15 protein-coding genes are annotated in these 20,694 nt (G+C 36.6%); 6 read left to right on the forward strand and 9 right to left on the reverse strand.

Annotated features, from left to right (window positions below; all coding sequences use genetic code 11):
• Positions 1-141 precede the first annotated feature (141 nt).
• From B9Y84_RS07550 to B9Y84_RS07590, 9 genes are all read right to left on the reverse strand, one after another.
• A complete protein-coding gene (locus B9Y84_RS07550) occupies positions 142-843 on the reverse strand; it encodes an energy transducer TonB (protein WP_085516470.1) in 702 nt (233 codons plus the stop codon).
• Positions 844-1,217: 374 nt separating this feature from the next.
• On the reverse strand, positions 1,218-2,780 hold the full coding sequence (gene rny, locus B9Y84_RS07555) for a ribonuclease Y (RefSeq protein WP_085516471.1): 1,563 nt from the start codon (positions 2,778-2,780) through the stop codon (positions 1,218-1,220).
• 53 nt (positions 2,781-2,833) lie between these two features.
• Positions 2,834-3,118, reverse strand: a complete 285-nt coding sequence (locus B9Y84_RS07560; protein WP_085516472.1) for a cell division protein ZapA — start codon at positions 3,116-3,118, stop codon at positions 2,834-2,836.
• Between the two features lie 14 nt (positions 3,119-3,132).
• Complete coding sequence (locus tag B9Y84_RS07565) at positions 3,133-3,429, reverse strand: hypothetical protein (RefSeq protein WP_085516473.1); 297 nt, start codon at positions 3,427-3,429, stop codon at positions 3,133-3,135.
• Positions 3,430-3,431: 2 nt separating this feature from the next.
• On the reverse strand, positions 3,432-5,849 hold the full coding sequence (gene pheT, locus B9Y84_RS07570) for a phenylalanine--tRNA ligase subunit beta (protein ID WP_085516474.1): 2,418 nt from the start codon (positions 5,847-5,849) through the stop codon (positions 3,432-3,434).
• Between the two features lie 379 nt (positions 5,850-6,228).
• Positions 6,229-6,846 (reverse strand): DUF1684 domain-containing protein, encoded by a 618-nt coding sequence (locus B9Y84_RS07575; protein ID WP_085516475.1) that lies wholly within the window; start codon positions 6,844-6,846, stop codon positions 6,229-6,231.
• A gap of 2 nt (positions 6,847-6,848) precedes the next feature.
• A complete protein-coding gene (gene rseP, locus B9Y84_RS07580) occupies positions 6,849-8,165 on the reverse strand; it encodes an RIP metalloprotease RseP (RefSeq protein WP_085516476.1) in 1,317 nt (438 codons plus the stop codon).
• The gene (locus B9Y84_RS07585) at positions 8,165-9,322 is read right to left on the reverse strand and encodes a 1-deoxy-D-xylulose-5-phosphate reductoisomerase (RefSeq protein WP_085516477.1); all 1,158 of its coding nucleotides are present in this window, start codon (positions 9,320-9,322) and stop codon (positions 8,165-8,167) included. The genes rseP and B9Y84_RS07585 overlap by 1 nt, the downstream gene beginning before the upstream one ends.
• 23 nt (positions 9,323-9,345) lie before the next feature.
• The gene (locus tag B9Y84_RS07590) at positions 9,346-10,842 is read right to left on the reverse strand and encodes a GH3 auxin-responsive promoter family protein (RefSeq protein ID WP_085516478.1); all 1,497 of its coding nucleotides are present in this window, start codon (positions 10,840-10,842) and stop codon (positions 9,346-9,348) included.
• Between the two features lie 316 nt (positions 10,843-11,158).
• Here B9Y84_RS07590 and lepA point away from each other — a divergent pair, with 316 nt between their 5' ends.
• From lepA to B9Y84_RS07620, 6 genes are all read left to right on the forward strand, one after another.
• Entirely contained in the window at positions 11,159-12,943 is a 1,785-nt protein-coding gene (lepA, locus tag B9Y84_RS07595) for a translation elongation factor 4 (protein WP_085516479.1), read from the forward strand.
• A gap of 47 nt (positions 12,944-12,990) precedes the next feature.
• Positions 12,991-13,887 carry a bifunctional 5,10-methylenetetrahydrofolate dehydrogenase/5,10-methenyltetrahydrofolate cyclohydrolase gene (locus B9Y84_RS07600; protein ID WP_085516480.1) on the forward strand — a complete coding sequence of 299 codons (897 nt, stop codon included), beginning with the start codon at positions 12,991-12,993 and terminating at the stop codon, positions 13,885-13,887.
• Positions 13,868-14,491: a 7-carboxy-7-deazaguanine synthase QueE gene (locus B9Y84_RS07605; RefSeq protein ID WP_085516481.1), complete on the forward strand. Its 624-nt coding sequence runs from the start codon at positions 13,868-13,870 to the stop codon at positions 14,489-14,491. Before B9Y84_RS07600 ends, B9Y84_RS07605 begins: the two co-directional genes overlap by 20 nt.
• A gap of 46 nt (positions 14,492-14,537) precedes the next feature.
• Positions 14,538-16,394, forward strand: a complete 1,857-nt coding sequence (locus tag B9Y84_RS07610; protein ID WP_085516482.1) for an OmpA family protein — start codon at positions 14,538-14,540, stop codon at positions 16,392-16,394.
• A gap of 230 nt (positions 16,395-16,624) precedes the next feature.
• On the forward strand, positions 16,625-19,690 hold the full coding sequence (locus B9Y84_RS07615) for a SusC/RagA family TonB-linked outer membrane protein (protein ID WP_085516483.1): 3,066 nt from the start codon (positions 16,625-16,627) through the stop codon (positions 19,688-19,690).
• Between the two features lie 20 nt (positions 19,691-19,710).
• Positions 19,711-20,694, forward strand: a 984-nt coding sequence (locus tag B9Y84_RS07620; RefSeq protein WP_176223741.1) for a RagB/SusD family nutrient uptake outer membrane protein, incomplete at its 3' end; no start/stop codon positions are given.

Here is a 20,694-nt window from a genome sequence, read left to right on the forward strand (position 1 = left end):
ACAGACCCTTCGTTTCATCTTGTTGATATTAAAATATTGTTATACAATCAGTTATGAGTTATTAAAGCAACTGCTTTGTATCTGCAAAAAGTTAAACCCTGATAGTGGAAACTGTCAGGGTTTTTGTAGGGTTTCAATCAGCTATTTTTGTTTCAATACAAAACGAATTGGAATTACTTTCCTTGATCTAACAGCTCGTCCTCTTTGTTTACCAGGAATCCATTTTGGAGAATTTTCGACAACGCGAACGGCTAATTCGTCACATCCTCCACCAATTCCTTTAACAGCCTGAACCTGCGTAATGCTTCCGTCTTTTTCGATTACAAATTGGATGTATACCACCCCTTCTATATTCATTCTAGAAGCGGCAGCTGGATAATTATCTCTCAATTGATCGCCAACATAAGCATAGAATGCTCTTACCCCTCCAACAGGTTCTGCAGCTTGTTCAACAATCATAAAAATTTCATCTGCTTTCTCCTCATCGGGAGCGTCAGTTTCTAAATTATCATCAAAAGCTATCTCTGTAATTCTTGTCTCTTGATTCATTTCAATATCCACATTTATTTCTAGGTCATCAATTATTAATTCCTCGTTTGCAACTTCAATTATTTCAGGTAATTGAATTTTTGGGGGTGGAGGAGGTGGTTGTATGGTCGGTGGTATATCTAGAACTTCATGTGTATGGTCTTTAACATCTCCCAAATCAACTAGTGCACTACTGTCAAAAGTTTTGTATTGAAATACAGCAAAGACTAAAGAAATAGAAACTGCTAATCCGAAGTTAAAAAAAACGTTCTTAAATCGGTAAATGTCAACATTTGGGTTTTTCTTGAGTTCCATGATTTCTAACTTTAAAGGTTTGAAATAATCTACCAGTATATTGTATGCTGTTTAACTAAAATACGATTTACTTTCCTTTAAAATAATTTAAACAACTGGTTTTTAGGTGTTTAGGTATAGAATCAGGATTTAGTATGATCTAAGTCATGTAATATGTACTATGTCCTATAGAAATATTCTCAGTAGTAGTCAGTTGTTGTCTTGATAGGAGCTGCTGAGATTATGTAAAAAACTAGTTTGTAGCAAATAGTCAACTACTAAAATGAATGCAGCGGATTTAAGGAGGGAATAATTGAAGGATACAGTTTGTTGTTTATAAAAAAAGCCCTGATCATTTCTGAAAAGGGCTATCGGGTATAGTGATTCTTTTTTTATTACTTCGCATAGGAAACAGATCTCATTTCACGAATTACCGTTACTTTAATTTGCCCTGGATATTGCATATCCTTTTCGATTTTTTGAGATATATCAAATGACAGCTGTCCTGCTTTTTGATCGGATACATTTTCAGCATCCACCATCACTCGTAATTCACGGCCTGCTTGTATAGCATAACATTTATTTACACCATCAAAGTTTAATGCAAGCTCTTCAAGCTCTTTTAACCTTTTGATGTAACTATCCATGATTTCTCTCCTTGCACCTGGCCTTGCGCCTGAAATTGCGTCACAAGCTTGAACTATGGGAGAGATCAAAGTAGTCATCTCAATCTCATCGTGGTGAGCACCAATTGCATTTAAAACTTCAGGATGCTCCTTGAATTTCTTAGCGAACTCCATACCGATAATAGCATGTGGTTGTTCTGGTTCTTCAGGCCAAACTTTTCCTATATCATGCAGCAATCCCGCTCTTTTGGCCAGTTTAGGATTCAATCCTAATTCTGACGCCATGGTGGCACACATATTCGCAACTTCTCTTGAGTGTTGCAGTAGATTCTGTCCATACGAAGAACGGAATCGTAATCTTCCTACCATTTTAATAAGCTCAGGGTGTAATCCATGAATACCGAGATCGATCACTGTTCTTTCACCGATTTCGACTATTTCTTCGTCAATGTTTTTGGTTGTTTTATTGACGATCTCTTCTATTCTTGCAGGGTGAATCCTACCATCCTGTACCAAGCGGTGTAGAGATAATCTTGCAATTTCTCTTCTGACCGGATCAAAACCGGAAATTATGATGGCTTCTGGAGTATCATCAACAATGATCTCAACGCCAGTTGCAGCTTCTAGGGCACGGATATTTCGCCCTTCTCTACCAATAATTTTACCTTTAATATCATCACTTTCAATATTGAAGATCGATACGCAATTTTCAACGGCATGCTCTGTGGCAGTTCTTTGAATAGTAGAGATGACTATTTTCTTAGCTTCTTTGGTGGCTGAAAGTTTCGCTTCTTCCATGATGTCCTTAATTAAAGAAGATGCTTTTGTTTCAGCTTCATCTTTTAAAGTCTCAATTAGTTGCTCACGAGCTTCATCTGCAGTCAAATTAGCCGCCTTCTCTAAAATATTGACCTGCTGCTCTTTTACTTTTTCCAGCTCTTCCTTTCGTTTAGAAATGACTTCCAATTGAGCGTGGAGGTTTTCTTGTATTTTTTGAGTTTCGTGCTCTTTTCGTTTGAACTGCTCAATCTCTTTGGATAGGTTCTGTTCTTTTTGTTTCAGCTTATTCTCATTCGCAGACATTTGGCTTTTGCGCTGCCCAACCTCATCTTCAAATTCTGATTTCTTTTTAAGATAATGCTCTTTTGCTTCAAGCATCTTATCCTTTTTGGTATTTTCTGCATTTACCTCAGCTTCACGAATAATCAAAGCTGCTTTGTCTTGAGCCTCTTTTTCTAGCTTACTTAGTAGGCTTTTTTGAGCAATTTTGCTTAGAAAAAAACCCAAAAGTAGCCCTACTACTCCGGAAATGATTATGTATATAGTTCCCATTTTTATTTATCATTTAATGGGAAGTGGTGATATTTGTCCTGAATGGAAAGGTTTTAGATTGATTGATTAATTAAATGTTCAATAGATTTTATTTTATTCAAAACCGATTCATCATTGCTTTGCAAATTATCTTCAATGCCAAATCTATCAACGATTGCGTCAAAAGCTACCATCGAAAGTAAGTCCTGCTTATCATCAATACCAAATTTTTCTCTATAAGATTTCAATCTTTCATTGATTAATTTCCCGGCTCTTCTCACTCTTTCTTCTTCCTCCGCCTGCACTGTCATAGGATATTCCCTGTCGGCAATTTTAATCTTGATTGAAAGTTCTCTCATAAACCGGTTATTATCTATCTTGTCAAGTGCAATATGCACTTATCAATCTCTTTAATGTAATCGTCAATTTTACCCTTCATCTCAGAAGCCTCAGCTTCACTCTTCCCAATACTTCCTACAATTTTACTAATTTTATCTTGATTTTGAAAGTTGTTAATTTTCTCGTCTTTTTGTTTTAAAGCAGTCTTTAACTCTTCGTTTTCTGCCCTTAAGCCATTCAATTCATTCTTTGCATTTTGAAATTCACTCAAAAGCAATTGAACTTTTCGCTCTAGGGCATTCAATTCATTATGTGTTGCTGCTTGATTCATTTTTATTTTCTGATTATTGCCCCAATTTCGTTTTCAAAAGCTTTCATCAGTTTTTCCATTGTTTTATCTATAATTTTATCTGTCAATGTTTTTGTCTTGTCTTGCAAGGTAAAGGATAAAGCATACGCTTTTTTTCCTTTTTCAATTTTATCTCCTTGATAAACATCAAAAACATCTATATTACTGATTAAGTATTGTGCTTGTTTCATACTGATCTTCTTAATTTCTTCGTATGAAACATTGTCATCTATCACTAAAGATAAATCCCTTTTTACTTCAGGGAATTTGCTTACTGGCTCAAATTGGATGTTTGTATTGACTAACTTCAATACTGCATTCCAATTAATGTTAGCATAGAAAACATCTTGTTTTAAAGCACTCAATTTCAGGGTTTTTTTACTTAATTTCCCCAGTTCAGCTACTTCAATTTGCTTGATTTTTAACTTCAAGCCATAGTCGAAGCAATCATCTTGAAATTCTTCATTTTCAATACTTTCCGCATTAAATTTATTGAAAATTTTTAGAACTGCCGAATAGAGATCATGAAATTTTACAGATTCATTTTTTCGAATCCAATTTTCTGTCTCGTTTTTCCCAGTCAGATAAATCCCAAGGCGTATTTCCTCCTTATATTTTGAATTTATTTTTTTATAAACTTTTCCGAATTCGTAGAATTTTAGATCGGTTTGTCTCCGATTTATGTTATAGGCTAATACATCTAGGGCAGTAAAAAGTAAATCTTGACGCATAACGCCCAAGTCCTCACTTAATTTATTGAGCATTTCAACATTTTCAGCTTCAACGAAACCATCCAATTGTTTACTAAATAGAGGTTTTGTCAATGAATTAGTCATGATCTCCTGAAACCCATTGGCAGTCAGTAGCAACCCGGCTTCTTTTCTCATTTTAGTAGGGTCCACTTCAGGAAAACTAGCCATGTAGCTACTAGAAAGTGTTTCCGGTAAGTCAATATTGTTGAACCCATAAATTCGAATAATTTCCTCTATTACATCCGCTTCTCTTGTTACATCCACTCGGTAGGGTGGAACTATAGCTGTAAATCCTGTTTCTATTCTATCAATGGTTTCAATATCCAATCGATTGAGAATGGTATGAATTTCATCCTGTGCTAGCTTTTTTCCAATTAATCGGTCGATGTTTTTATATTTCATCACCACTTCTCTGTCCGCAATCTTTTCAGGATAGGCATCTTGAATTTCACTCGTGATTTTACCTCCAGCTACTTCTTGAATTAATAAAGCTGCTCTTTTGAGTGCATAAACTGTTATGTTGGGATCAGTTCCTCTTTCATATCGGAAGGAAGCATCCGTTTTTAATTGATGTTGCTGAGAGGTTTTTCTCACGCTATCGGCTGAGAAATAAGCGGATTCCAAAAATAGTTTTGTGGTATCATCCTTCACACCTGAATCCACTCCGCCAAAAACGCCAGCTATGCAAAGTGGATTGGAGTTTCCATCACAAATCATGAGATCTTTAGCAGAAAGTTTTCTTTCTTTTTCATCTAGCGTAACGAATTTACTGCCTTCAGCTAAGTTTTTTACTTTAATGGTATTCCCTGAAATCTTGTCCGCATTGAAAGCATGCAATGGTTGTCCTAGTTCATGCATTACAAAGTTGGTCACATCTACCACGTTATTGATAGGCTGTAGCCCAATGCTTTTTAAAGCATTCTGTAACCAATCAGGGCTTGCTCCAACCTTAATATCAGATATACTTACCCCACTATAACGAGGACAAGCCACTATATTTTCAACCTCTACTTTGATGGGTAGATTTTGGTTATCTACTTTGAAATCAAGTATAGAGGGAAATCTTACTTCTTCACCTGTTACTGCTTTGATGTCTCTGGCAGCACCAATATGTCCCATTGCATCTGCTCGATTTGGCGTAAGGCCTATTTCATAGACGATATCAGATTCAACATTGAAATATTCAGCAGCAGGAGTTCCGTTAGGCTTGTCAGTATCCAATACAAGGATACCGTCATGGCTCGCGCCTATTCCAATTTCATCTTCAGCACAAATCATTCCCATGCTAACCTCACCACGGATTTTCGATTTCTTGATTTTGAAAGGCTCATCAGGATTTGGATATAGTATGGAATTAACCGTTGCCACTACTACTTTTTGTCCAGCTGCTACATTTGGAGCTCCACAAACAATTTGAACGGGCTCCTCTTCTCCTATATTTACTGTAGTAATGCTTAATTTATCTGCGTTAGGGTGTTTTTGGCAAGTTATAACTTCACCTATCACTAAACCTTTTAATCCTCCCGGCACAGTTTCAACTTCTTCCATTCCTTCCACTTCCAGACCGGTATTGGTCAAGGTTTCCGAAAGTTCTTCAGGCGTTTGTGTTATGTTTATATAATTCTTTAACCAGTTTAAAGCTATCTTCATTTCTGTTAATTTATCTTATACAATAAAAAAGAGAGTGTTTTGAAGCTCGTTTTTATTTTCTAAAAACAAAATTAAAGAAATGATTGATAAGGAGAATGATTAATTGCGCTTATTCGTAATTTTTCCTGTTTTATTTCGCTGGAAAAGCCTAAGGCTTTCATTTCGGTTTACAAGCCAAAGGCTTGAGGTGACTCTCGCAAAGACGCAATGACCTCGCAACGTAAAAAAAGAGAGAAATTACCATTTTAAGACAAAAAGCTATGTTTCCCTTTGCGTAAACTTTGCGCCTTAGCGGCTCTGCGAGATTTTTTTTGCGTCAAAGACGCCTGCGCAGTTTTTGTTATAAAATAAGAAACAAGAAAAGACTGACTATTTTCACTTATTCATAATTCTTCTCTCCGGCATTAATCGAAATAGAGATGTTATTCTCTGGTGGAGGTACGGGACAACTGTAGCCTTCAGTATAGGCGCAGTAAGGGTTATAAGCTTTATTGAAATCCAGAACGACTTGCGGTTGCCCTTTTTTATAATCCACTTCCAAATATCGTCCTGCACCATAGGTAGTGATAGCTGATGTTTCATCATAAAATGGCAAAAAGAAATGCCCATCTTCAGCCGATTGCAATAAGGTTAAATCTTGATGGGAGCCAACTATATCAAAATGTAAAATAGCGACTGCTTGAAAAGTTTTGATCTTATCATCGCTTGTTTGTAGCTCATAAATTTTCCCATCCGAAATGGCTTCAACCGATGCCTTTACTTTAAAGCTTTCAGCCACATCGAAATAATTCAACCCATTGAAGGCCACATTTTGTTCAATAAAAGGAGATTTTTCATCATTTCGCATAAAGCTGTCCTTTTGATGACGGAAAGCTTTCATTTCTTCAATGTAATTGCTTTCTACTTCCGGACTTTCGCCTGCATCAAACAAACTAAAAACAGCAATCAAAATGACTGCTGCTATTACGATATAAGTTAAGACTTTAGTGGGCTTCATTATTAGAAAATTACTTTCCAGATATCATTGAAAATGGCAAAAGCCATCAAGCTCAATAATAAAACCATACCTACCTTTTGAGCATTCTCAAGGAATTTATCAGAAGGCTTTCTGCCAGAAATGATTTCATAGCTTAAGAATACTACATGTCCTCCATCCAATGCAGGAATTGGTAAGAAGTTCATAAAAGCCAAGACCATAGAAAGAAGTCCAGTTATTCCCCAGAATTTTTGCCATACCCATTCTCCACCAAAAATTTGAGCAATGCCAATTGGTCCTGACAATGATTCTGAAGCCGAAACTTCGCCTCTGAAAATTTTACCAAAACCTTTAATATTTAACCAAATTACATTGAACGCTTTTTTCGTACCTGTAGGAATAGATTCAGCAAAGCTGAATTCTTCGTGTTCCAATTCGGCATTCATTTTAGGTCTAAAACCTAATAAGCCATCATCTCCAACTCTAGCTTGAAGGGTTTCTATTTTTTCATTTCTTTTAATGGTCAAGCGAATTTCTTCACCTTTATTACTTTCAAGCACTTCTCTAAAGAATTGGAAATATCTTACTTCCTTACCATTAACAGCAATTACCTTGTCTCCTGGCATCAAACCAGCCATATCAGCATTGCTTTGAGGTGTTATACTTTCCACTTCAAATTCATACAAGGGCTGAATGAATGGGACTCGCTGATTGTCTTCGGAGATTCTTTCAATCATATCATTTGGAATAGGGACAATGATTTCTTCCCCATTTCTCAATACTGTATAGTAACTGTCAGATTCTAACAGAACGTCAGAACTAGTTAGGTCGCTAACTTTTTCATACTCTTTTCCATTTACATTTATGATGATGTCACCAGTCTGTAATCCAATTTCTTTGGCGGGCTCATACGCATAGAGGCCGTTTTCAGTTATATTTTCTTTCGACTCATAAGTTTCTCCATATCCATACTGTAGAAATATAAATATGATAATACCGGTGATAACGTTTACAATAATGCCACCCATCATCACAATCAATCTTTGCCATGCGGGTTTCGCCCTAAATTCATAAGGCTCGGGCTCTTTGTCTAGGTTTTTTGTATCCAGAGATTCATCGATCATACCTGAAATTTTTACAAAACCACCTAAAGGGATAGCGCTAAGTGCGTATTCAGTTTCACCGTATTTAAAACTGAAAATTTTGGGAGGGAATCCTATTGAAAATTGTTCCACCCTCATACCAAATGCTTTTGCTGCCAAAAGGTGACCAAACTCGTGCAATCCTACTAAAATAGATAAGCCCAATATTAGTTGGGCGATCATGATAACTGTTTCCATTAATTTATAAACTCTAAAGCTTTAATTCTAGTTTCTTTATCTGTTGAAATATAATCTTCCAAGCTTGGTGTTTTGACATAAGCTACTTTTGCCAAGCAATTTTCTATGACTTCTGACATTCCTAAGAAGGAAATTTTATCTTCAAGAAAGGCCGAAACTACTACTTCGTTCGCTGCATTCAAAATACAAGCTGCATTTCCTTCTCTTCCAAGTGCATGAAAGGCTAAGGCTAGATTACGGAATGTATCGCTATCGGGTTGCTCAAATGTGAGTTGCGGATAATCCATGAAATTAAACCGTGGAAAATCAGATTTCAAACGGTCAGGGTAGCTTAAAGCGAACATAATCGGCACCCGCATGTCTGGAAGTCCCATTTGTGCTTTTATTGAGCTATCTTCAAACTGCACCATACTATGGATGATAGATTGCGGGTGCACAACAACATCTACTTGATCCTCCCGAAGATTGAATAGCCATTTGGCTTCAATTACTTCCAAACCTTTATTCATCAAACTAGCAGAGTCAATGGTTATTTTTGCTCCCATATCCCAATTGGGGTGTTTTAGAGCTTGTTCTTTTTTAACGGACTCCAAAAATTTCCTGTTTCTGCCTCTAAAAGGACCACCAGATGCAGTGAGAATTATTTTTTCTATAGGATTATGAAATTCCCCAACTAGGCACTGGAAAATTGCGGAATGCTCAGAATCTACAGGGTAAATATTTACGCCTTTTTCCTTAGCCAAAGAAGTGACTAATTCTCCTGCAACTACCAAGGTTTCTTTATTCGCCAAGGCGATATGTTTTCCAGCTTCGATGGCTTTTATGGTAGGTACTAAGCCTGCGTAGCCTACTAATGCAGTCAATACTACATCAATGCTGTCCATTTGAACCACACTAGCCAAGGATTTTTCGCCTGAGTAAACTTTTATTCCTAAAGGATCAAGTACGTTGAATATTTGATCATAGAAAGCTTCGTTTCCAATTACCACTGCATTGGGTCTGTATTGAATAGATTGCTGAATAAGGAGATCAGCATTATGTTGTGCAGTTAGCACTTCAACTTGAAAATGATCAGGATGTGATTTGATAACCTCTAAAGCTTGAGTTCCAATTGAACCTGTAGAGCCTAAGATGGCTATCGATTTTTTGTTAGACATAAGTCAATTAATATAAATAAATGTTAATGTGTATACTTTTCCAAAGCCTCGACTAATTTTCGATCATTTGAAAGTCGAGGTACTTTATTTTGTCCGCCCAGTTTTCCCTCAGAGCGCATATAGTTTATAAACGAGGCTTTTTTAAGCGTCCTAATTTTTAAAGTTCTTAGAATGCTTCCCGTAATCAGATCATCATAATAACTATTTCGCTTTCTCAAATTGATATCCAATTCTTGAGAAAAGGCTTCTAAGTCAATCGGTGGGTTGTCAAATTCCACGAACCATTCATGATGTGGAAGCCCATCTTTTGGTGTCACCTGTGGGGCAACTGTGAATTCGGTTATTTTAACATTTTCAAATTTTTCTAATGTTGCTCTCATTGCATTTTCAACCTCTTCACCTATCACATGCTCACCAAATGCCGAAATAAAATGCTTAATCCTTCCTGAAACCACTACTCTGTAAGGACTAGTAGAAACAAATTTTACTGTATCTCCAATCGAATAACCCCACAATCCTGCATTACTATTGATGATTAAAGCATAGTTTTTGTCCAATTCCACCTGGTCTATCATAAGCCGAGTTGGATTTTCATCAAAATATTCTTCAACTGGAATAAACTCAAAAAATATCCCACTGTTTAATAAAAGTAAAAGTCCTCCTTCGGTCTGAGTATCTTGATAAGCTATAAATCCCTCAGAAGCTGGATATGTTTCAATGGAATCTACTTTTTTACCAATACTTTCATAGAGTTTATTTTTGTAGGGTTCAAAGTTCACACCGCCATATACAAACATTTCGAAATTTGGAAATATGTCTTTGATCGGTTTTTCAACTCGCGCCTGAATTCTATCAAAATACATTTGCACCCAGGGTGGAATTCCTGAAATCAGGCTCATATCTTGGTCCAAAGTCTCATCAATAATACGTTCTAATTTTTCTTCCCATTCTTCTATACAATTAGTATCATAAGATGGAAGTTGATTGGTTCTTAAATAATTTGGAACATGATGATTCACAATTCCTGATAAACGTCCCGTGTTAATGCCTGCTTTCTTTTCTAAAGTTGGAGCGCCTGATAAGAAAATTAATTTTCCATCAAGAAATTGAGATTTACCTGTTTCATGCACATAGCTTAGCAAAGCATTTTTAGCACTATTGATGTGGTTTGGAATAGAGTCTTTAGTAATCGGAATATATTTTGTGCCTGAAGTTGTACCACTAGTTTTGGCAAAATAAGCGGGTTTTCCAGGCCAGAGCACATCTGACTCTCCTTTTAATATTTTATCGACATAAGGTTTTAGCCCCTCATAATCCCGAATAGGGACTTGCTTTTTAAAATTTTCATAAGTTTGAATGCTATCAAAGCCATGATCTTTCCCAAAAGCTGTATTTTTGGCTTTCTGAATAATGTTCTTAAATATTTTGACTTGGGACAGTGCCGGATGAGCTGCCCACTTTTTTTGTTGGTTGACTACAATAGCCGCCAATGGTTTACTTAGTACTGCACGTATTCCCATAAGCCCAAAATTAAGAAAATTATTATGAACCCTTTTTGATAATGAATGCTTTTATAAGATTATACTTTTAAAAGGTAGTGTTGTGAATGCTCAGATAGTATTTAAAAAGTAGATTGAGTTATTCTGATGAGTGGTTTAGTAGCTTACATAAGTTACATTAAAATAAAAACACCTCATTATTATATCTCAGCCTTATTACGTACTTTTGCACTTCGATTATGAAGACGAACGGTCTAAGACCGACTTATTATTGAGGTTCAATAGAGCAATGGTCAATTTGACTGCCAAGTCACAATAGTCGAGCAAAGTTATACAGATGAAGAATATTAGAAATTTTTGCATTATTGCGCATATTGACCATGGTAAAAGTACTTTGGCAGACAGACTTTTGGATTCAACCCAAACAGTGAATGAGCGTGAGAAAATGGAACAGTTGTTGGATAATATGGATTTGGAGCGTGAGCGAGGTATCACCATCAAATCACATGCAATCCAAATGGAATATAAATTGAACGGGGAGGAGTATACTTATAACCTAATTGATACGCCTGGGCACGTGGATTTTTCTTACGAAGTATCTCGTTCTATTGCAGCCTGTGAAGGCGCGCTTTTGATTGTCGATGCTGCGCAAGGAATTCAGGCTCAAACTATCTCCAACCTCTATTTGGCTATTGAACATGATTTGGAAATCATTCCAGTGCTTAATAAAATTGATCTACCTGGAGCCATGGTGGAAGAGGTATCGGACCAGATTATTGAATTAATTGGTTGTAAAAAGGAGGATATTTTACATGCTAGTGCAAAAGAAGGAATAGGAATTGCAGAAATTCTTGAAGCCATTGCACATAGAATCCCAGCGCCAACCGGAGATCCGAATGCGCCTTTACAAGCTATGGTTTTTGATTCTGTGTTTAATCCGTACCGAGGGATAGAGGTGTATTTTAGGGTTTTTAATGGCGAAATCTCGAAAGGTGATAAGATTAAATTCATTAATACCGGTAAGACTTACGAGGCAGATGAAATCGGAATTCTAAAATTAACTCAGCAACCTAAGCAAACCATAAGCACAGGTAATGTGGGTTATTTAATTAGCGGAATTAAAGTGGCTAAAGAAGTTAAAGTGGGTGATACTGTCACTCATGTTGATAATCCAGGGAAAGCGGTTCAAGGTTTTGAAAATGTAAAACCTATGGTTTATGCGGGTATTTACCCAGTAGAAACCTCGGAATTTGAGGAACTTAGAGCATCCATGGAGAAATTACAATTAAATGATGCCTCATTAGTTTGGGAGCCCGAAACATCCGCAGCCTTAGGCTTTGGATTTAGGTGTGGGTTCTTAGGGATGTTGCACATGGAAATAGTGCAGGAGAGATTAGAACGTGAATTTGATATGACTGTGATTACCACAGTTCCTTCTGTGCAGTTTCATGCATTTAAGAAAGATGGAGAAATGGTGAAAGTAAGTGCACCTTCTGAATTACCCGATTTGGGAAGTATTGACTACTTGGAAGAGCCGTACATCAGAGCGCAGATCATAACTAAAGAGGATTTTGTTGGACCTGTTATTTCACTTTGTATGGACAAGAGAGGAGAAATCAAAAATCAAGTTTATTTAACACAGAGCAGAGTTGAATTAACTTTTCATTTGCCATTGGCGGAAATCGTATTTGATTTCTTTGATAAACTGAAAACTATTTCAAAAGGCTATGCTTCTTTAGATTACGAATTGGTAGGTTATCACACTAGTAATTTAGTAAAATTGGATATTCTGTTAAATGGAGATAAAGTGGATGCACTTTCTGCCATTGTTCATAGGGATAAAGCTTATGAATGGGGTAAAAAATTGTGCGAAAAATTAAAAGAGTTGATCCCTAGACAGCAATTTGAGATAGCAGTTCAGGCTGCTATAGGAACTAAAGTTATTGCCAGAGAATCTGTAAAAGCTCTACGTAAAAACGTCCTGGCAAAATGTTATGGTGGAGATATTTCTAGAAAAAGAAAGCTTTTAGAAAAACAAAAGAAAGGTAAAAAAAGGATGCGACAAGTTGGGAATGTTGAAATCCCACAAGAAGCATTTATGGCGGTTCTTAAATTGGACTAAACTTCACTTAGCAAATAAATTAGTAATCACTATACCAGCATACTACCATGGCTATGTTATTAGATGGGAAGAAAATTTCTTCTCAAATAAAGGAAGAATTAAAAGGAAAAGTTGAAGCATTAAAGAAGGAAGGTGGGAAAGTTCCTCATCTTTCTGCAATCTTGGTTGGGAACGATGGTGCAAGCCAAACTTATGTAGAAGCTAAAGTTAAGGATTGCCAAGAGATTGGATTTGAATCATCAAAATTGCTTTTTGATGATTCTATTTCAGAAGCTGAGCTTTTACAAGAGGTAGATAAGCTCAATAATGATGAAAGAGTCGATGGCTTCATCGTTCAGCTACCATTGCCAAAGCATATTGATGTTGATAAAGTATTAAATGCCATCAAACCAGAAAAAGATGTGGACGGTTTTCATCCAGTAAATTACGGAAGAATGGCTTCTAATTTACCTGCTTATGTTCCGGCAACTCCCTTTGGAGTGATGGAATTATTAAAAAGGTATGATATTTTAACAAGGGGCAAACATTGCGTAGTGGTTGGGAGAAGTCATATTGTAGGTTCACCGGTCTCGATTTTGATGGGTAGTGCGAATTATCCTGGGGATGCCACAGTAACTTTAACTCATAGGCATACTGTAGACTTAGCAAAATATACGAAACAAGCTGATATTTTAATTGTTGCCGTTGGGAAGCCAGGTCTGATTACTGCTGATATGGTGAAGAACGATGTGGTGGTGATTGATGTTGGTACAACGCGCGTTCCTGACGCAAGTAAAAAATCAGGTTTTGCCTTAAAGGGCGATGTTTTATTTGATGAAGTATCGAAGAAAGCAACCCACATAACACCTGTTCCTGGTGGAGTAGGGCCCATGACAAGAGCAGGCTTACTAATGAATACATGGCTTGCTTCTCAAAAAGAAATTTATGGACAAGAACTCGTTTGATCCCAATATAGAGCTTCCAATAATGGAAGCATTTTACACCATCCAAGGAGAGGGGTTCCATAATGGAAAGCCAGCTTATTTTATTCGATTGGGTGGTTGTGATGTGGGCTGTGTATGGTGTGATGTAAAAGATAGTTGGGATGCAGATAAATGGCCACTGAAAAAAATTGATGATATAGTAGATGATGCCTATCAATATGAATCTCGTCTGGCTGTCATCACAGGAGGCGAACCTTTTATGTATGATATGCATGGCTTAACCAAACGTTTATTACAAAAAGGTTTTCATGTTAATGTAGAAACTTCAGGTGCTCATCCCTTTTCGGGCATGGTAGATTGGGTTTGTCTTTCTCCGAAGAAATTCAAAGCACCATTAGATCATTGGTATGAAAGAGCTGATGAATTGAAAATTATTGTTTTTAATAAATCTGATTTTAAATGGGCAGAAGAGCATGCGGAAAAAGTGGGGACTGATTGCAAGCTATTACTACAGCCGGAATGGGGGAAACGAGAAGAAATGATGCCTTTGATTGTAGATTACGTAAAAGCAAACCCGAAGTGGGCTATATCTTTACAGACTCATAAATACTTGCAAATCCCATAAAAGATAATTTCCTTTTGAAATTCTTCCTTATCTACTAAATTGGAGTATGAATTTCAAAAAAATATCGCTCTTAATTTTATTTTCATCTTTTTTCATTGACGCCATTTGTCAAGACTACAAATGGAGGACAGAAAGGCTGCTTGAAAAATCGAAGGAAGCACTTTACCAAAGAAATTGGGAAGGAGCAGTTCAGTACATGGAGGAGGCTATTGAAATTGAACCTGCAAACCATCATCTCTATTTAGAAAAGGCCACTTTGTTTTACGGGATCAATGATTTAAATAAAGTCGTGGGGTCTCTTGAAAAAGCATTTTCATTAGAGGAAGAATGGCCTGCCAAATATACAGATTTCTACTTTTTATTAGGTAAAGAATCTTTTGATCGCGGAAAATATCAATTAGCTAAAAAGCCTATTCAAATATACTTACAGAAAGGTTATAAAGAAGATTACATTAATATGGCCGAAGTTATCAGCAAATCAATTGAATTTGCTTCGAAAGAGCTAAATGGTAGTCCAGCAAATAATCAGGATATTAAATCCATTGAGTCAGAGAAAATCTTCAGAAGTATTTATTTCCCATTTTTCACTCTCTACCCCTCTGAATTTCTGTACTTCACGGGGCAACGAACAGGTAGTTTAGCAGAAGGAATATATAGAGCAAAACTGTCCGGAAATCAATTTCAGAATGTAGAAGAGGTTCCAGTTATTAATACAAAAGAAAATGAAGGAGCGGCCGCTATTTCAGCAGATGGAAGAGTGATGGTCTTTACTAGCTGTAATAAGCGTGATGGATTCGGAAGTTGTGATTTATATATTTCTTATTTTGAAGGAGATGACTGGCAGAAACCGGAAAATTTGGGTGTAAAAATTAATTCCAGTGCATGGGAGTCACAACCTTTTCTTTCCTCTGATGGGAGATTTTTGTTGTTTAGTTCTAATAGAAAAGGTGGTTTGGGTAAAAGAGATCTATATTATGCTAAAAAAGTAAATGGAGAATGGTCTAAAGCAGTAAACCTAGGTGATAAGGTGAATACTTTTGCAGATGAAATTTCCCCTTTCTTAAGTTTGTCAAATGAAGAATTATTTTTCAGTTCTAATGGAAGAGTTGGGATGGGTGGCTTTGATATCTACAAAATAGATTGGCCCATTTCTGATAAAGAAGTAGAGAATATTGGATTGCCTATCAATACATTTAACAATGAACTTTCTTATCATCAAACATTTAGTGGAGACAGGTATTGGGCGAGAGAGTTACAATCTGAGGAAAAATACCCGCCTTCAAAGATCTTTTATGAAGACGTAGAGAAGGCGACTAAAATTAATTTAGTATACGGTAAAGTGATCGATGCTATCGATAGCTCTAATTTAAGAGCAAAAATTCAAATTTATGATTTAGCAATGGATAGCTTGGTGCAGGAAACGTACAGTAATTTTAAAACAGGAGAATATAAAGTTGTTATACCTAAACCTTCCGATTATTCATTTTATGTAGAATCGGCAGGATATCTATTCTTATCGAAGAAATTGGAGATCAGTGAAAGCAAAACACAGTTGAATTTTAGCTTAAAACCGATCCGGAAGGATGAAATCGTTGTATTAAACAACATCTATTTTGAATTTGATAGTTATGAGCTATCTAATAAATCCGGCAATGAAATAAGTAAAATTGCTGACTTCCTTATTCAAAATCCAGATATAAGAATTGAAATTGGTGGATATACAGATGAGGTAGGTTCTGCTGCTTATAATAAGGAGTTATCAAAGAAAAGAGCTACTGCCGTTTACAATCAGTTAGTTAAAAGGGCAGGAGTTGATAAAGAAAATGTGCAGGTTGTAGGCTATGGTGCAAAAAAGTTACCCTCTGGAGAGTATTTAAAGACTGTTGTATTTAAAATAATCTAGTTCAAAAAAATATAGAAATAATTATATTTAAACATATTCTTAAACGGCTGGTTGTTTTCGATTATATTGTATTATAATGTCACATGTCTACAATTGACTCTATCAGTGCAAAATATATATTTTTTATTTGGCAATTAATTTTCAAGAAAAATTTATATTTTGTTAGGTATTTTCAGTTAATGTTATGTACATTTAACTTTTAATTATTGTTAACCTAAACTAAAATAAGTATGAAGAAGATTCTACTAACATGTTTCATGTTGGTGTTCGTGCTACACGCATGGGCACAGGATCGCACTGTAAGCGGTACAGTCACTGATGACGAGACTGGCGAGTCCTTACCGGGTGTGAACGTTTTATTAAAAGGTACTGGTACAGGTATTACCACTGATTTAGATGGTAATTACAAAATATCAGTTCCTTCTGAGGGAGGTACATTAGTTTTTACATTTATTGGTATGGTGAAGCAGGAAGTTGCTATTGGAGCTCGTTCTGTAATCGATATCCAAATGGCTACTGATGTGCAACAATTATCAGAAGTTGTTGTAACTGGATACGGTTCTCAATTGAAAAGAGAAATCACGGGTTCAATTTCTTCTGTTAAGGGTGATGTGATCGAAGATTTGCCAATGCAATCTTTTGATAGAGCTATTCAAGGACGAGTTGCAGGTACGCAAATTTCTGCTGCCAGTGGTGCTCCAGGTGGTGCAATGAATATCAGAATTAGAGGGGTGGGTTCCATCAACTCTAGTAATGATCCGTTGATCATCATAGATGGTGTACAAGTTGGAACTCAAGGTGGTGGATCTACTCAAGGTTCTTCAAACCCTTTGAATTCTATCAATCCTAATGATATTGAGTCCATAGATATATTAAAAGATGCTTCTGCATCAGCGATATATGGTGCTCAGGCAGCTAATGGTGTTGTAATCGTAACGACTAAAACTGGTTCTAGAAAAGGAAAAACGCAAGTTAACTTGAGCGTTCAAGAAGGTGTTGTACAGCCGTTCAATTTATATGAAGTATTGGGTGCTGAAGACTTTACAAGATTTCAGGCTCAGCAGCAAATAAACGTAGGAATTGATCCTGCTACTCCTGGTACTGGAGCATTTGCATTATATGGTAATCCAGAAGATCCGTCTTCTTATGAGGAGTATGACTGGGTAGACAATATGTTCCAAGATGCAAGATTTAGAACGTATGACCTATCAATGTCAGGTGGAGATGAGAAAACTCAATTCTACTTTGGTGGATCATATAACAAGCAAGAAGGTCAGGTAATCATGTCAGACTTCGAAAGGTTCACAGGACGTTTGAACTTAAATCATCAGGCTACTGATAAATTAACAGTTGGAGCAAAATTATCTTTGGCACACAATAGACAATTCGGTTCAATTGCAAATGGTAACTTTGTGAATGGACCTTGGGTAGCAAGTTTCGAAGCAATCCCTACTTCACCTGCAACTGATGCAAACGGTGATTACAATCTTTATCCTACTAATGGCTTATCTCATTTGTTTGGATATAATATCTTACAAGGCGTAAACGAAGAAGTAAGACTAGGTAGAACATTGCAAACGGTATCAAGCGCAAATGCAACCTATCAAATCTTACCTAGTTTATCTGCGACAGGGTTCGTTGGAATAGACTTTTCTATGAACAGAGATGATAACCAGAGGCCTTCGACTATTCCAGTTTTTAGAGCTGCAGGTGGTTCGATCTTTGTTAATAACAGAAGAACTATTAATTTTAATACCAACTATAACTTGAATTACAGTAAGATATTTGCTGATGTTCACAGAGTGAAAGCTATTGTAGGTTACGAGTATAAATTTGAAGAAAGAGAAGGTGCAAGTTTAGGTGCTAACTCTTTTGCAAATCCATTCTTTAGATTGCCAGGAGATGGTCAACCAACATCGGTTGGAGGATTCTTCCAAGAATATAAAAGATTAGGTGTATTTGGAAAAGTGGATTACGACTACGATGATAGATATTTAGCGAGTGTGACTGTAAGACGTGATGGACACTCTAGATTCGGATCTGAATCTAAGTATGGTACATTCTATGCAGGGTCTCTTGGATGGAGATTATCTGACGAAGTGTTCTTACAAGATGTTAGTTTTGTAGATGACTTAAAATTGAAAGCGAGTTATGGTGTATTAGGTAATGCTGAATTAAGAAGTCCAATCGACGGAACTCCAGCTAACTATGTGCCTTTAACTAACTGGGGAGGTGCTACTGGACAATACTTAGGAGGTTCCACTGTAACGGTTACTCAATTAGGTAATGACTTTGTAAGTTGGGAAGAAGAAGAAGCCATCAACATTGGTATTGACTACTCATTATTGAATAATAGATTATTTGGTAATATTGATTTTTGGAGAACCAATAACAGAGATTTATTATTTGCGGTTCCATTCTTCCAAAATGCAGGTGTAACTAACAACTCTATATTTGATAACGTAGGAGCTTTGAGAAATCAAGGTATTGATATCGAAATTGGTGGTATCGTAGTAGATCAAGGCGGTTTCAGATTTGACTCAAGATTTAATATTTCATTCTTGCAGAATGAAGTAACAGAACTAACTGGCGGTCAAGATACTATTTTTGATGCTGATACTGGTATTCCAGAATTAATCGTAGGTGAGCCTGCAGATTTCTTTTACTTTGCTGAATCAGCTGGTGTGAATCCTGCTAACGGTCGTCAAATGTTTATAAACAAAGATGGTAACCTTTCTTACACTGAAAACTTTGAAGATGGTTATGTTGCAGGAAGTGCTATTCCGACTCATTTTGGTGGGTGGAGTAATACATTCTCTTATAAAGGATTGTCATTAGACGTATTTTTCCAATACCAGTACGGTAATATGGCCTACAATGGTGATTTATACAACCTTCTAGGTCCTGGTGGAGTTGGAAATAAAAGACAGGATATCTTAAATAGCTGGGAACAACCAGGTGATTTAACCAACTATCCTCAGGTAACGCCAAATCAAACGATAGCAGGTGTAGCCCAAACTAGTAATAATTTGGTAACCGATAGATTCTTGTCTGATGCTTCTTACATTAGATTAAAGACTTTAACCTTGTCATATGATATTCCAAAATCAATTTTGGAAAGAGCTAATATGAGGCAAGCTAGAGTATTTGTGCAGGGAGTGAATCTTCTAACTTGGACCGAATATGATGGTATTGATCCTGAAGTAGTGGCCAATAACAATGGTACTGGGGTTTCTTCTTTCGGAGCTTATCCTTTAGGAAGACAGTTCTCTGCAGGTATTAACATCGGATTATAATTTTTAAACAAGAGATAATCATGAAGAAATTATTATATATATTTTTAATGGGAGGCATCCTTTTCACATCTTGTACAGACTTAGATGTAGAAAACAAGGCTGCACTTCCTCAAGAAGTGGTTTTAGGCGACTTAGGTGGCTTTGAGGCAGTATTATTTTCTGCTTACGAAAGTGTTAACGATTTTGGGTATTATGGTCAAACCATGATGATAGGGCCTGAAATTTTAGCTGATAATATGGAGCTTGTACAGTTTACTGGTAGATACGAAGGTGACTATGTAAACGCAGTGAATTCGGGTATCAATATTTGGTTTAATCGTTATGTGGGTATTAACGAATGTAATATCGTTATTAACCTGATTGATGGAGAGGAAGTTGCTGGAGATCAGGCTGCGAAAAATGTGTTGAAGGCTGAAGCAAAGTTTTTACGTGCTTTATTCTATCACGATTTAGCTAGGGTATTAGGCTATGAGCCAGGTCAGGAAGTGAATGGTTTTAACTTATCTGCTATATTAAGAACTGAACCTACTGTTGGTTCTGCAAACGCGGATGATAGACCTAGAGCGACCAATGAGCAGGTATATGAGCAAATAGAGCAAGATTTATTGGAAGCAATAGCTGACTTACCTGAAGCTGGTGCTGGAACGTCTGCAGTAGCTAGAGCTAATAAAACAGCAGCTAGACTTTTGTTAGCAAGAGTATATTTATACTGGGGTAGAAATGGTGACGCAGCTAACTTCGCTCAGCAAGCGATTGCTGGAGATGGATCTGACCTAGTGGCAGCTGCTGATTATGTAGCTTCATGGGATGATGCTAATTTCGTATTTCATCCAGAAGCAGTGTTTTCATCAGATTTAGGTGTTGCTGATTGGAATGGAGTTGACGGTGCCAATAACAGTTTGCATTCATTGCTAATGAATGATACAGGAGGTAGCCAATTCATTATTACAGCTAGTGACGAGCTTATTGCAGCTATTGAGTCTCAAGCAGGTGATGTGAGAAGC

It is taken from the genome of Marivirga sericea, from assembly GCF_900177665.1.
Classification (GTDB): Bacteria; Bacteroidota; Bacteroidia; order Cytophagales; family Cyclobacteriaceae; genus Marivirga; species Marivirga sericea.

Excerpts from the sequence above, each read along its gene's own strand:
- rseP (WP_085516476.1), bottom strand. The coding sequence starts at position 8,165 with ATGGAAACAGTTATCATGATCGCCCAACTAATATTGGGCTTATCTATT.
- B9Y84_RS07600 (WP_085516480.1), top strand. The coding sequence starts at position 12,991 with ATGGCTATGTTATTAGATGGGAAGAAAATTTCTTCTCAAATAAAGGAA.
- rny (WP_085516471.1), bottom strand. The coding sequence starts at position 2,780 with ATGGGAACTATATACATAATCATTTCCGGAGTAGTAGGGCTACTTTTG.
- B9Y84_RS07565 (WP_085516473.1), bottom strand. The coding sequence starts at position 3,429 with ATGAATCAAGCAGCAACACATAATGAATTGAATGCCCTAGAGCGAAAA.
- B9Y84_RS07605 (WP_085516481.1), top strand. The coding sequence starts at position 13,868 with ATGGACAAGAACTCGTTTGATCCCAATATAGAGCTTCCAATAATGGAA.
- pheT (WP_085516474.1), bottom strand. The coding sequence starts at position 5,849 with ATGAAGATAGCTTTAAACTGGTTAAAGAATTATATAAACATAACACAA.
- B9Y84_RS07560 (WP_085516472.1), bottom strand. The coding sequence starts at position 3,118 with ATGAGAGAACTTTCAATCAAGATTAAAATTGCCGACAGGGAATATCCT.
- B9Y84_RS07615 (WP_085516483.1), top strand. The coding sequence starts at position 16,625 with ATGAAGAAGATTCTACTAACATGTTTCATGTTGGTGTTCGTGCTACAC.
- B9Y84_RS07575 (WP_085516475.1), bottom strand. The coding sequence starts at position 6,846 with ATGAAGCCCACTAAAGTCTTAACTTATATCGTAATAGCAGCAGTCATT.
- B9Y84_RS07610 (WP_085516482.1), top strand. The coding sequence starts at position 14,538 with ATGAATTTCAAAAAAATATCGCTCTTAATTTTATTTTCATCTTTTTTC.
- lepA (WP_085516479.1), top strand. The coding sequence starts at position 11,159 with ATGAAGAATATTAGAAATTTTTGCATTATTGCGCATATTGACCATGGT.
- B9Y84_RS07590 (WP_085516478.1), bottom strand. The coding sequence starts at position 10,842 with ATGGGAATACGTGCAGTACTAAGTAAACCATTGGCGGCTATTGTAGTC.
- B9Y84_RS07550 (WP_085516470.1), bottom strand. The coding sequence starts at position 843 with ATGGAACTCAAGAAAAACCCAAATGTTGACATTTACCGATTTAAGAAC.
- B9Y84_RS07585 (WP_085516477.1), bottom strand. The coding sequence starts at position 9,322 with ATGTCTAACAAAAAATCGATAGCCATCTTAGGCTCTACAGGTTCAATT.